The organism is Pseudomonas sp. GW821-FHT09A09 (assembly GCF_059418405.1).
The window spans coordinates 83,755-97,009 of record NZ_JBWKPU010000007.1 but is presented as its reverse complement, the minus strand read 5'-3'; the positions used below and the strand labels follow the sequence as shown (position 1 = coordinate 97,009).

Below are 13,255 nucleotides of genomic sequence, written 5' to 3'. Positions count from 1 at the left end.
ATAACCCGATGAATGCCACAGCAGCCCGTTGGCTGAACAAAGTACCCGAGGTGACGCTGTCCTTCTGGGTGATCAAGATTTTGTCCACCACCGTGGGCGAAACCGGCGCGGATTACCTCGCCGTCGATGCCGGCTTCGGCGCCGGCCCCACCAGCCTCGGAATGGCTGCACTGCTCGCCATCGCGTTGTTCGGGCAACTGCGCACCAAGGCCTACACCCCGTGGATCTACTGGCTGACTGTGGTGTTGGTGAGCATCGTCGGCACGCAGATCACCGACATCCTCACCGACAAACTCGACGTCAGCCTGTACGCCAGCACGGCGATATTCTCGGTGTTGCTCGCACTCAACTTCAGCGTCTGGTACCGCACCGAACGCAGCCTGTCGATCCGCGACATCGTCACGCCGCGCCGCGAGTGGTTCTATTGGACGACGGTGCTCTGCACCTTTGCCCTGGGCACCGCCGCCGGAGACCTGGCCACCGAAGCACTGGGCCTGGGTTTCACCCTCGGCGCGGTGATCTTCGCCGGTTTGATCGCCGCCACGCTGGTGGCTTGGCGCCTGGGCGTCAACAGCGTGCTGACCTTCTGGGTGGCTTACATCCTCACCCGGCCCCTGGGCGCGTCCCTCGGCGACCTGCTCACCCAAGCCAAGACCTACGGCGGCCTGGGCATGGGCGCCAACTGGACCAGCGCGCTGTTCCTCTGCGTCATCGTGCTGTTGGTGGCCGTCGCACAGGTCAGAGTCGGCAACCGCAAAACCCTTTCCCACTGAATACTCACCCCAAGGAAACTCTCATGCGCCCTTTTCACAACCTGATTCGCCGCGTTGCCATCGCCTCCGCCATTCTGATGCTGGGCATCGCCACCGGCTGCTCCAAACCCGCCGACAAACCGAAGGCCGGCACCGACCCGACCACCAGCCAAAGCCAGGCATCCCAACTGGGCGACCTGTCGGCGTTCCGCAACATCGCCGTGGATGTCTCGGTCCTCGTCGCCAGGAATGACCTGGCAGGAGCCAAGACCCGTATCAAGGACCTGGAAACCACCTGGGACGCCGCCGAAGCCGGCATCAAGCCGCGTGCCGCCAGCGACTGGCATGTGCTGGACAAAGCCATCGACCGCGCACTCTCGGCGCTGCGTGACGGCAACCCGATCCAGGCCGACTGCAAGGCCGCAATGGATGACTTGCTCAAGGCTTTCGACCAGATGAAAGGCTGACGCTTGCCGGTACAGGTGCTTCAATACACACGCGGCGATCACCTCGCCGCGTGTGCAATTTCTGCGGAGTGCGATATGCGGATACTGCTGGTCGAAGACGACCCGATGATTGGCGATGCGATCCAGCGCGCGCTCAGCGATGCGAGCTACGCCGCCGACTGGGTCAAGAACGGCCTCACGGGCCTGGCCGCCCTCGACACCCACCCCTACGACCTGGTGCTGCTGGACCTGGGCCTGCCCGGCAAGGACGGCCTGGAAGTACTCGACACTATCCGCTCGCGCAACAACCCGGTTCCGCTGCTGATCATCACCGCCCGCGACAGCCTCGATGACCGCCTGCGCGGCCTCGACGCCGGTGCCGATGACTTCCTGCTCAAGCCCTTCGACATCGCGGAACTGCTCGCGCGCATCCGTGCGGTGCTGCGGCGCAAAGGCGGCAGCGCGTTGTCGTTGCTGGGCAATGGCGTGGTGTCCCTGGACCTGCTGACCAAACAGGCGAGCACCGAAGAGCAGCGCGGCGTGGCGCTGTCGAGCCGGGAATTTGCCCTGCTGCAGGCCTTGCTGATACGCCCCGGCGCGATCCTCTCGCGCAGTGAACTGGAAGACCGTCTGTATGGCTGGGGCAACGAAGTGGAAAGCAATGCAATCGAGTTCCTGATTCACGCCTTGCGGCGCAAGTTGGGCAGCCATGTGATCAAGAACGTCAGGGGCATGGGATGGATGGTTTCAAAAAACGCTTGAGTGAATCGGTACAACTACGGCTGTCGGTGACGCTGTCCCTGGCGATTCTGTTGGTGGCGTTGCTGGCCAGTGTGTTTGCGTTTGTCTCGGCCTTTGAAGAAACCCATGAACAGCAGGACGACACCTTGCGCCAAGTGGCCCTGCTGTTTGACCGCCAGCAGATGAGCCTGCAATACCCCCACCCCGGCACCGCCATCAAGGGCGACGACGAAGAGTCGCGGGTGATCATTCAATACCTGGGCGATGGTCAACACGCCACGGGCACCACCGATGAAGCGCTGCCCCTGCCCTTTCCGACCACGCTTGCCGATGGCCTGTCCACAGTGACCGTCGCAGGTGAAGCGTTCCGCGTGTTGGTGCACACCACCACGCAAGGCAAGCGGATTGCCGTAGCCCAGGAGCAGGACGCCCGAGACAAGGACGCCCGCGAAAGCGCGTGGCGCAGTTTGTTGCCGTTCCTGATCCTGTTCCCGGTGCTGTTGCTGGTGGTCGGCGACCTGGTGCGCAAGCTGTTCCGCCCGATCGGCGTGCTGGCGGCGGAAATCGACGGACGTGCCGAACAGGCGCTGCACCCGATTGATGAGCACCACCTGCCCACCGAAGTCCGCCCGTTTGTGGTGGCGATCAACCGCTTGCTGGCGCGCGTCGAGCAGTCCATGGACAGCCAGCGCCGCTTTGTCGCCGATGCCGCCCACGAACTGCGCTCACCCATGACCGCCCTGGCCCTGCAGGCCGACCGGTTGGCGGCCACCGCCATGTCTGCCGCCACCCGCGAGCGCTTTTTACCCCTGTCCCGCGGCATTGAGCGTAGCCGTGCATTGATCGACCAATTGCTCAGCCTGGCCACCGCTCAGTCGGCAGCGCAGCGTCCTCAATCCCGTCTGTCGGTGCATGAGGTTTATCGCCAGGTGCTGGAAGACCTGCTGCCGTTGGCCGAGCGCAAGCAGATCGACATTGGCGTGGTCAGCCTTCAGGACGTGCAGGTGCTGTTCAACCCCATGGATTTGTTCACGCTGGTGAAGAACCTGGTGGATAACGCCATTCGCTACACCCCGCCGGGCGGCTGTATCGACCTGTCGGTGGCCGAGGTTTCGGGCGCCGTGCAACTGCAGGTCAAGGACTCGGGGCCCGGCATTTCCGAAGAGGAGCAGGCCCGCGTGTTCGACCCGTTCTACCGCAGCCTGGGTACCGACGAAGCGGGCTCGGGGCTGGGTTTGTCGATCGCCAAGGCTATCGCCGACCGCACCGGGGCGCGGGTGACGTTGGGGTTCAGCGATGAGGGGGCGCAGCGGGGGTTGTGTGTGACGGTGTGGCTTCCTGCCCACCGCCCATCGCCAGGAACAGATTGACGGTCTCCTGGTACCGCTTGCCACGGGCTTGCACCCATTGCACCTGCGCCAGTTGTTGGGTGCGCTGGGCCTGCACCACTTGCAGCAGGCCAGCGCTGCCTACTTGATACGCCTGTTGGGTCAGGCGCAGCGCAGCAGTGGCCGAGTCGAGGGCCTGTTGCTCGGCACGCGCTTCATCGGCGGCGTTTTGCAGGCCGTGCAGGCTGACGGCGACCTGCTGGAACGCGCGCAATACCGTCTGCTGATAGGCCGCGAATGCGCCCTGGTAGGCATCTTCGGCCGCCCGTTGGCGCGCCGATAACGTGCCGCCATGGAACACCGGGCCGGCCAGCCCGCCGAGCAGGTTCCAGGCAGAGCTGGCGGGGCCGGAAAACAAGGCGTCGTCACTCAGGCTGGCGCTCAGGGTCAGGTGCGGGTACAGGTCTGCCGTGGTCACCCCGACCCAGGCGTTGGCCGCCCGCAACCGAGCCTCGGCAGCACGGATATCCGGGCGCAAGCGCACCAGCTCGGAAGGGACGGCCACCGGGACATGCTCGGGCAGTTGGAGGGAGGCCAATTCGAAGTCCGGTGCGGTCCAGCGCGTTTCGGTGGCGCCAACCAGTGTGGTCAACATGCCGCGATTGACCGCCAACGCCTGGGCCAGCACCGGCAGGCGTGCGCGGTCTCGGTCGAGCTGGCTTTGCGCCAAACTCACATCCAGGGTTGAAGCCACGCCGGCCCTTGCCGCCTGCTGCACGCGGTCGAGGGTTTGCCGATCGGCCTCGATCACCGAGGTGATGGCCTGGATCTGCCCATTCAGCACGGCCATGTGCAGCGCGGCGCCCACGCTGTTGCCGGCGACTTCCAGGCGTGCCGCATTCAGTGCCTGTTGCTCCACCTGCACATCGGCCGAGGCCATTTCTACCTGGCGCCGCTCGCCGCCAAACAGGTCGAGGTCATAGGTGGTGCTCAGCCCGCCGCCGTAGGCGGAGAACAACGGAAAGTCCTCGGCCTGTGGCCCGAACGCCGTGGCGCCGACCTTGGTCCGGCCCGCGCTGGCGCCGGCATCGATCTGCGGTAATCGCGCGCCGTCGGCCATCGCCACACCTTCCCGGGCTTTGGCCAGGTTGGCGCGGGCGATCACCAGCGAGCCGTTCTGCGCCAGGGCGCGGTCGACGGTGCGGTTGAGGTCGGGGGAACCCAGCAAGGTCCACCAGTCTTCACGCAGCACCTGGCCGCTGTTGAGTTGCACCTCCTGGCGCGAGTCGGCGAGGTAACGTTGCTCTTCGGGTGGCTGGGGCGCCGAGTAATCCGGGCCGACCGTGCAGCCGGCCAGCGCCAGGCTTATCAGCATCAGGGTGAAGGAAGTATTCATGTCAGTGCGCCTCACCGGTGTTGCCGGTTCTGGTTTTTTTCAGCAAAAGCACGGCGAGGAAGGCAAGCCCCAGCAATGCACTCTGCAAAATGATGGTGTCGCTGAACGCGAGGATCGACGCCTCGCGGCGGATCAACCGGCCGACGTCGACGATGGCCTGATGGCGGGCCAGCTCCGGGTCGCTGATGCCGCGCGCAAGAAACCACTGGGTCAACGCATCGAGCCGTTGTCGGGTGGCGTCATTGAGCAACGACACCTGCGGGGTGATCACGTCGGAGTGGTACTTGCCGCTGTTGCTCATGAAAGTCTGCAACACCGCAATGCCGATGGCTCCGCCGAGGTTGCGGGTCATGTTGAACAGTGCGGCGGCGGAGCCTGCGTGTTCGCGCTCGATCCCCGCCACGGCGATGGCCGACAGCGGCGTCATCACCAGCACCTGGCCCAGGGCGCGGATCAGGCTGGAGGCGATGAACTGCGGGCCGGCAAAACTCATCGACAGGTTCGTGGCCAGCAAGCTGCCCGCGATCAGGATCAAATACCCCACCGCCACCAGCTTGCGTGGGTCGAAGCGCCGCATCAGCGCGGGCACCAGCGGCAGCATGAGCAATTGCGGGATGCCGATCCAGATCAATACATAGCCGACCTGCTCGGAGTTGTAGCCATGGATACGCGCCAAATACAGGGGAATGATGTACACCCAGGTGTACATCGACAGGCCAAAGAAGAAGTTGGCCAAGGTACCCAGGCCGAAGTTGCGCCGCGCCAGTAGGCGCAATTGCAGCAGCGGATTGCGCCGGCGCAGTTGCACGCACACAAACACGCCCAGGGCCATCGCCGCGATCAGGCTGAGGCGCACGATGAAGGGCGAGCCGAACCAGTCATCCTTCTCACCTTCTTCCAGCACCGTTTCCAGGCAACCCAGGCCAATCGCAATGCTGAGAATGCCCCACCAATCACCCGTGCGCAGCAGATGCAACTGGCGCGGTTCGGCGTCTAGGGCAAACCACAACAGGCCGAGCATGATCGAGCCGGGCAGCAGGTTGACGTAGAAGATCGACTGCCAGCCGAAGGTCTGGTTGAAGTAGCCGCCGATCACCGGCCCGATGGAGGGGGCGAAGATCGCCGAGACCGAATAGATCGACAGGCCGATCGCATGTTTGGACGGTGGCAGGCGCGTCATGATGATGGAGAACGCCAAGGGAATCAGCACGCCGCCGGCGAAGCCCTGCATGGCGCGCACCACGATCATCTGCCCCAGGTTCTTGGCAAAGGCGCAGGCCACCGTGAGGATCAAAAACAGCACGGTGTTGGTCAGCAAGTACGTGCGCGTCGAGAAGACCCGCGCCAGCCAGCCGCTCATGGGGATCACGATGATTTCCGCGACTAGGTAGGCGGTGGTGATCCAGCCGCCTTCATCGGAGCCGGCACCGATGGCGCCCTGGATATCGCTCAAGGACGAGCTGACGATCTGGATGTTGAGGATCGCCAGGAACGCGCCGAGCGCGGCGCCGACCACCGCCACCCAGGTGCGCAGGCTCACAGGATCATGGTTCATGGCGTGGCGCCCGGGTATCGATGGCGGCGGTCACGGACATGCCCGGGCGCAGGCGCCCGGCCAGTTCACCCGCGTCGCTGAAAACGATCTTCACCGGGATGCGCTGCACGATCTTGGTGAAATTACCCGTGGCGTTGTCCGGTGGCAGCAAGCTGAATTCCGCGCCGCTGGCCGGGGCCAGGGTGTCGACGGTGGCGCTCAGGTCGTGGTCGGGAAAGGTGTCGACGCTGACCCGCACCGACTCACCGGGGTGCACATTGAGCAGTTGGGTTTCCTTGAAGTTGGCGACCACATACACCTGTGCCAGCGGCACCAGCGCCATCAACTGTGTGCCCGGTTGCACCAACTGCCCGCTGCGCACGCTGCGTGCCGCGACGGTGCCGTCCACCGGCGCCACCACGCGGGTGTAGCTCAGGTTTAGTTCGGCCTGGTTACGCTGGGCTTGGGCAGCGTCTCGGCGCGCCACTGCACGTTCTCGCTGACGGGCAAGAACATCCACGTGCTGGCGGGCGCTCAGCGCAGCAGCTTGCAACCCCTCCAGATTGGCGCTCTGCGCCTTGGCGTCGGTGGTGGCGTTATCGGCCTGCTCGTTGGACCCAAAGCCGACCCGCGCCATTGCCTGGCGCCGCGTGTCGTTGCGCCGCGACAGGCTCAACGTCGCCGAGGCGGCAGCCACGCGAGCATCGGCCTGGCGAATCAGCGAAGCCTGCGCGATGACCTGGGCGTCCAGTTGCGCAACGGCCGCCGTTGCCGCCGCGACGTTGGCACGGGCGTCGTCGAGGGCGTTGCGCAGGTCACGGTCGTCAATGGTCGCCAGCAATTGGCCAGCCTTGACCGGCTGGTTGTCGTTGACCAGCAGCGCGTTGATGTAACCGCCGACCTTGGGCGCGATCACGGTGGAATCGGCTTTGAGGTAGGCGTCGTCGGTGCTTTCGATAAAGCGCCCATCGCGCCAGTAATGAAACCCTTGAAGCAGCACCAGGGCGATGATCACAAAGCCGACCAGAAACAGCGCTGGTCGAACCAATTGTTTGCGCCCAGTGGAAACAGAGACGTCTTCAGGGTGAGAATTGAGATGGCTCACGGTGATGCTCGCTAATTTGACGGATTCGGGCTCAAGGCTTTGCCAGGAGCGGCGTTAGTGGCAGTCTGATAAGCACGCGAGCGGCTGAGTAGCCGTTAAAAAATCAAGGCATCCTTGCAAAAACAGGAAGGAAGGTATGGCGGACGAGATCAGTGACCTGCGGTTGTTCGTGCGCATCGTGGCGGCGGGCAGCCTGTCGGAGGCGGCGCGGCGCCTGCACAGCTCGCTGCCCGTGGTGAGCCGGCGCCTGGCGGGGCTGGAAAGCCGCCTGGGGGTACGGTTGATAAACCGGGGGTCGCGGCATTTCAGCCTGACGGAGGAAGGTGCGCTGCTGCACGAGCGCGGGCTGTTCATTCTCGACGAGCTGGACGCGGCGGTCGCCGAAGTGGGCACACGGCTGGAGACGCCCCACGGGCATATCCGCGTAGGCGCGCCGCTGGAAATCGGCCGACGGCGGATTGCACCGCTGATTGCCGAGTTTTCCAGGCGCTACCCGCGCATCACCGTGGAACTGTTGCTCTCCGATTCGCCCGCCGACGTGGCAGGTGACGACCTGGACGTGGGTTTGCTGACCGACAACCCCAGCGACACCGGCATGGTCAGCCGCCGCTTGCTGTCCAGCCGCCGCGTGGTGTGTGCGTCACCTGACTATCTGGCGCAGCACGGCACGCCGCAGACGCCCCAGGACCTGCTGCACCACGACTGCCTGCGGCTGGTGCGTGGCCGGCGCATCTTTGATCGCTGGACCTTTCAGGAAAACGGCCATGGGCTGGAGATGCAGATCAAGGGCACGCTGCTCAGCAACAACGCTGAGGTGATCCATGATTGGGCAGTAGGCGGCAGCGGTATTGTGCTCAAGGCGTTGTGGGATATTCAGGACGACCTGCGCGACGGTCGCCTGATCGCCCTGCTGGAGCCTTATGCCAACGACTACCTGTTTCTCAACGCCGTATTCCCCAGCCGCCGCCACCTGCCGCCACGGGTACGGGTGTTCCTCGACTTCCTGGCCGATGCGCTACAGCAACAGGATGCCAACCCCGAAGGCTTGTGGTGAGCGGGCTTGCCCCGCGCGGCGGTGTGTCAGGTAAACCTTGGGCGTCAGGTACATCGCGGCGCGGGGCAAGCCCGCTCACTACAAGTTGGGGGTTGGGTGGGGCTTTTCGGCCTGGGCGGATAGCACTATTGCCAGCACTATCAGCGCGGCGCCGGCCAGCATCCGCGAAGATGGCGCTTCATGGAACAACCACCAGGCACAGGCAATGGCGTAGACCGGCTCCAGCGAGATGATCATGCCGGCGCTGCGTGCGTTGAGGCCTTTGAGGCTCTTGACGAACAACGCCTGGGACAGCGCCGTGCACAGCACGCCCAGGATGGCGAGGTTGAGCCAGTCGAGCGAGCCGATGCCCGGCAGGTCGGCGAGGGCAAACGGGGCCATGACCACGGCCACGATCGTGTTTTGCCAGAACACCACCTGGACACCGTTGCGGCCATCAGTGGCACGCCGGTTGGTGATCGCCAGCAGGGCAAACGAGAGTCCGGAGGCTATGCCCCACAACAGCCCGACGGTGCCCTGGTTGGCCACCTCGAACGAGGGAGTCACCAGCACCAGGCCGAAGGTCACCAGCAGCAGCAACAGCGCTTCGGCCAGGTGCGGTCGATCACGAAATACCGCCATGTCGAGCAAGGCGATGAACGCCGGGAAGCTGGCAAAACTCAAGGTGGCGACGGCAACGCCGCCCACTTTGATCGCGATGAAAAACGTCACCCAGTGCGCGGCCAGCATCAGCCCCGAAAGGCCGTAGACCAAGAGTTTCCTGAGGGTCAGGCCGCGCAGCAGCGCACGGCCTTGCAAGCGCGCAAACAGCCCCAGAGCCAGCATGGCAAAGGCCGCGCGACCAAAGGTGATGACGCTGGCGCTGGCATGGATCAGCGCGCCAAAAATACCGGTCAGGCCAAACAGAATGGCAGTGACATGGGCAGAAGTCAGGGCAGTACGATAGGCAGTCATGAAAGGGCTTCGAGAAAACGAGCAGGGCCGTGGACTTCTTATTGTTGACCCGGTTGAAAGGAAGGCGCCCCTCTCGCCGCTTGCGTGGAGCTTTGTAGAGAGGCGCCTGTTTTTTAACCTTCGGACACATCGATCCAGATGGTCTTGAGTTCGGTGTACTGGTCGTGGGCCCAGATGGACTTGTCACGCCCGCCGAACCCGGACTGCTTGTAGCCACCAAACGGTGTCGAGGCATCGCCTTCGCCAAAGCAGTTGACCGTGACGATGCCGGCACGGATCGCGCGGGACAGCTTGATCGCGTTGCGCAGGTTGTCGGTGTACACCGATGCGGCCAGGCCGTAGATGGTGTCGTTGGCCAGGGCGATGGCCTCTTCCAGCGTGGTGAAGGTGGTGACGGTCAGCACCGGGCCGAAGATCTCCTCCTTGAACAGCACGCTGTCTGCGCCAACCCCGTCGACCACAGTGGGTTGCACGTAGATGTCATCTTCAGTCTTGCCGCCGAAGACCACCTGCAGGTTCTCGTTGCCGGCCTGCACCAGGTACGAGCTGACCTTGTCGAAATGCGCCCGGCTGACCATCGAGCCCAGGCGGTTGTCCGGGTCCAGCGGGCTGCCCATCTTCCAGCCTTGCAACTGCACGCCAATACGCTTGAGCAACTCATCCTTGATATCGGCGTGGACGATCAGGCGTGACGAAGCCGAGCAGTTCTCGCCCATGTTCCAGAACGAGCCGTTGACGATGTGCCCCGCCACCAGGTCGAGGTCGGCCACGTCGTTCATGACCACGGCGGGGTTCTTGCCCCCCAGCTCCAGCACGATGCGCTTGAGGTTGGATTCGGCCGCGTATTGCAGGAACAGACGGCCAGTGTCGGTGGAGCCGGTGAAGCTGACCATGGTGACGTCCATGTGACGCCCCAGTGGCTCGCCCACTTCACGGCCACCACCGGAAACCACGTTGAACACGCCGTCCGGGATGCCGGCCTGGGACGCCAGCTCGGCCACGCGCAGCGCCGTCAGGGTGGTTTCCTTGGCCGGCTTGACCACGATGGAGCAACCGGCTGCCAGGGACGGCGCGATTTTCCAGGCCAGCATCAACAGTGGGAAGTTCCACGGCAGCACCAGGCCGACCACGCCGATGGCTTCGCGCACCACCAGGGTCAGCGCGTCGTTGCCCACCGGGGCGGTGTTGTCGTAGATCTTGTCGATCAGCTCGGCGTGCCAACGGATCATGTGGATGGTTTCCGGCACGTCGGTCAGCTGGCACTCTCGCACCGGCTTGCCGCTGTCCAGGCTTTCGAGCACGGACAGTTCGTGGGAATGCTGCTCCAGCAGGTCGGCAAAACGCAGCAGGACTTTCTTGCGCGTGCCCGGGCTGAGGGTGTGCCAGCGACCATCGTCAAACGCCTGCTTGGCCGAGGCCACGGCGTAGTCCACGTCGTCGCTGTTGCACGCGGTGATTTCAGCCAGCACGTCACCGGTTGCCGGGTTGGTGGTGGTGAACGTCTTGCCCGAACCCGAGGTATGGGCCGCACCGTTGATGAAGGACGTGGTCGGGAACCGGATGTCCTGGGCAATGGCCGCGTATTCGGCGGCGCTGAGCAGATGGGTCATCATGCACCTCCAACGATGTGTGCGACGTTACGCTTGAGGTCGGTAATGACGGTCTCCAGCGCGTGTCTCTCGTTTTCGAACAGCGGTTGCAGCGGCGCACGCACGCTGCCGGTGCGAAGGCCGTTGAACGCACACCCGGCCTTGATCGCCTGGACGAATTTGCCGCCTTCGAGGAAGTCCATCAGCGGCATGAACGCGCTCATGATCCTGCGGCCTTTGTCGAAGTCTTTTTCGACCACACACGCCTCGTACAGCGCGATGTGTTCACGGGGCACGAAGTTGGAGCCGGCACACACCCAGCTGCGGGCGCCCCAGGCGAAGAACTCCAGGGCCTGGTCATCCCAGCCGCAGGACAGCGCGATGTTCGGGTATTGGGTGGCCAGGCGATGGACCTGGCCCATGTCGCCCGAGCTTTCCTTGATGGCCACGACGTTTTTCGAGGCGGACACGGCCTTGAAGTACTCGTCGCCCATGCTCACGCTCATGCGGCCCGGGTAGTTGTAGAGCATGATCGGCAAGCCCGCGGCCTGGTCCACGGCCAAGGCGTGGATGGCGTTTTCCTGTTCGGTGGGCAACGCGTACGGCGGCGAACCGACGAGGATCGCATCGGCCTTGATGGCGCGGGCAGCCTTGGCGTATTCCACCGAGTCTTCGGTGCGGATGGCGCCGGTGCCGACGATCAGCGCGACACGGTTGCCGATGACTTCCTTGGCGTGGGCCGCCAGATCGATGCGCTCCTGGGCGGTGTGCGCGTAGTACTCGCCGGTGGAGCCACCGATAATGATGCCGTGCACCTTGGACTCAATCAGGTATTCCAGCACGTCTGCGAAGGCTGCGCTGTCGATCTGGCCAGTGGCGGTCAACGGGGTGATTGCCGGGGTGTAGATGCCTTCAAATTTCATGGGTGTCTCTCCAACTGTGAATATGAGGTTTTTTTTCGCTCAACTGCTTAAAGCCGCTGCGTCGCGCAAGTTCAACGCGCGTGTTTCCGGGGCCATGGCCCAGGCGGCCGCGAGGCCGACGAAGGTCACGCCGGCGGCGACGTACATGGTGTTGCCGATGCCGATCGAGGCCAGCGACAGCGGCACCAGGTAGGTGCCCACGGCGGCGCCGACCCGCGACAGCGAGGTGCCGATGCCGACGGCAAAGGCGCGGATTTCGGTGGGGAACAATTCGTTGGGGTAAACCAGCTGCAGCACTTGCGCGCCGCCGATGAACACGGCGTAGGCGCCGAACAGGCACAGCACCAGCAGCTCATGGCTGTTGGAGAATGCCGCCAGCAACAGCAGGGCAAGGCCCGACCACAGGAAACTGTGGATCAGCATGCTGCGTCGGCCGATGGTGTTGATCAGCCGTGTAGCGAGGACGCAACCCACCACGAACAGCAGGGTGATGAACATCGAGCCGTAGGAGGCCCACTCCCCTTTCAGGTTCAAGGCTTGCAACACCTTGGGGGCAAAGGCGTAAACGGCGAACACCGGGATGATCGAGCAGGACCAGAACACCGAGACAAAGAACAGCCGCTTGCCGTAACCCGAACGCAGCAGGTCGCGGAAGGTCATCTTGCACTCGTCAGGTTGCTCGGGCAGGTCACGCAGCGAATAGTGCAGCCCGTAGATACGCTTGATCACCTGCTCGGCTTCGGCGTCACGCCCCTTGCTGAGCAGCCAGCGCGCGGATTCCGGAGTGCCCAGGCGCAGCACGAACAGCACCAGCCCGATCACCGAAGCGCTGGCCAGCGCATAGCGCCAGGCGTTATCGGCGCCGGTGTTGATGATGGCGTTGCCGACCACATAGGCAAACGCCGCACCGGCAAACCACAGGATGGTCAACGCCGCGAGCCGTGGGCCCCGTTGTTTCTTGGGCAGGAACTCCACCAACAAGGAAGTGGCCACCGGGTATTCAATGCCCACGGCCAAACCGATAATGAAACGGAACAAGAACAACGCCCAGGCCGATTCAACCCAGAACTGCGCCAGGGAACACACAATAAATAACGAAGGGCCAATGAAATAAACTTTCTTGCGCCCCAACTTATCGGTCAACCAGCCGCCGATAAAACCGCCGAAGAACACGCCGATCAAGGCAGACGCGGCAATCAGTCCTTGCCAGAACTCGGTCAGCGCCAGGGCGCCGGTCACCTGCATCATCGCGATGCCGATAATGCTTAATACATAACCATCGACGAATGAACCACCGCCCGAACGGGCCGTGAGCAATCGGTGAAAGTTATTGAGCGGTATATCCTCAATTGAGGCATTCGGACTTGTCATTATTATCTCCTACTTCGCTTCGTTCATTCGCCGGGGTAGAACGCACACTTGAAATCCAGGCG

12 protein-coding genes are annotated in these 13,255 nt (G+C 63.7%); 5 read left to right on the top strand and 7 right to left on the bottom strand.

Annotated elements, in window-relative coordinates:
* The first annotated feature begins 8 nt into the window (after positions 1–8).
* From AC07OV_RS08090 to AC07OV_RS08075, 4 genes are all read left to right on the top strand, one after another.
* Entirely contained in the window at positions 9–773 is a 765-nt protein-coding gene (locus tag AC07OV_RS08090) for a COG4705 family protein (protein WP_495091979.1), read from the top strand.
* A 23-nt stretch (positions 774–796) separates the two neighbouring features.
* The gene (locus AC07OV_RS08085; protein ID WP_176997618.1) at positions 797–1,219 is read left to right on the top strand and encodes a hypothetical protein; all 423 of its coding nucleotides are present in this window, start codon (positions 797–799) and stop codon (positions 1,217–1,219) included.
* A gap of 75 nt (positions 1,220–1,294) precedes the next feature.
* Positions 1,295–1,960 (top strand): response regulator transcription factor, encoded by a 666-nt coding sequence (locus AC07OV_RS08080; protein WP_176997617.1) that lies wholly within the window; start codon positions 1,295–1,297, stop codon positions 1,958–1,960.
* Complete coding sequence (locus tag AC07OV_RS08075; RefSeq protein ID WP_494996740.1) at positions 1,936–3,309, top strand: ATP-binding protein; 1,374 nt, start codon at positions 1,936–1,938, stop codon at positions 3,307–3,309. Before AC07OV_RS08080 ends, AC07OV_RS08075 begins: the two co-directional genes overlap by 25 nt.
* Here the strand turns inward: AC07OV_RS08075 and AC07OV_RS08070 are convergent.
* Genes AC07OV_RS08070 through AC07OV_RS08060 form a run of 3 tightly spaced genes read right to left on the bottom strand, consistent with a single transcriptional unit; the run spans position 3,230 to position 7,302 of the window.
* Positions 3,230–4,663, bottom strand: coding sequence for an efflux transporter outer membrane subunit (locus AC07OV_RS08070; RefSeq protein ID WP_494996739.1), 1,434 nt, complete (start codon positions 4,661–4,663; stop codon positions 3,230–3,232). The genes AC07OV_RS08075 and AC07OV_RS08070 overlap by 80 nt on opposite strands.
* A gap of 1 nt (position 4,664) precedes the next feature.
* A complete protein-coding gene (locus AC07OV_RS08065) occupies positions 4,665–6,218 on the bottom strand; it encodes an MDR family MFS transporter (protein ID WP_494996738.1) in 1,554 nt (517 codons plus the stop codon).
* Positions 6,208–7,302: an HlyD family secretion protein gene (locus AC07OV_RS08060; protein WP_494996737.1), complete on the bottom strand. Its 1,095-nt coding sequence runs from the start codon at positions 7,300–7,302 to the stop codon at positions 6,208–6,210. The genes AC07OV_RS08065 and AC07OV_RS08060 overlap by 11 nt, the downstream gene beginning before the upstream one ends.
* A 136-nt stretch (positions 7,303–7,438) precedes the next feature.
* Here AC07OV_RS08060 and AC07OV_RS08055 point away from each other — a divergent pair, with 136 nt between their 5' ends.
* A complete protein-coding gene (locus tag AC07OV_RS08055; protein ID WP_494996736.1) occupies positions 7,439–8,356 on the top strand; it encodes a LysR family transcriptional regulator in 918 nt (305 codons plus the stop codon).
* 78 nt (positions 8,357–8,434) lie between these two features.
* On the opposite strand, the gene AC07OV_RS08050 is transcribed toward AC07OV_RS08055, so the two are convergent.
* From AC07OV_RS08050 to AC07OV_RS08035, 4 genes are all read right to left on the bottom strand, one after another.
* Positions 8,435–9,310 (bottom strand): DMT family transporter, encoded by an 876-nt coding sequence (locus AC07OV_RS08050; RefSeq protein ID WP_494996735.1) that lies wholly within the window; start codon positions 9,308–9,310, stop codon positions 8,435–8,437.
* Positions 9,311–9,423: 113 nt separating this feature from the next.
* Positions 9,424–10,920, bottom strand: a complete 1,497-nt coding sequence (locus AC07OV_RS08045) for an aldehyde dehydrogenase (protein WP_494996734.1) — start codon at positions 10,918–10,920, stop codon at positions 9,424–9,426.
* Positions 10,920–11,822, bottom strand: a complete 903-nt coding sequence (locus tag AC07OV_RS08040; RefSeq protein ID WP_494996733.1) for a dihydrodipicolinate synthase family protein — start codon at positions 11,820–11,822, stop codon at positions 10,920–10,922. The genes AC07OV_RS08045 and AC07OV_RS08040 overlap by 1 nt, the downstream gene beginning before the upstream one ends.
* A 39-nt stretch (positions 11,823–11,861) precedes the next feature.
* On the bottom strand, positions 11,862–13,193 hold the full coding sequence (locus tag AC07OV_RS08035; protein WP_494996732.1) for an MFS transporter: 1,332 nt from the start codon (positions 13,191–13,193) through the stop codon (positions 11,862–11,864).
* Positions 13,194–13,255: the final 62 nt, after the last annotated feature.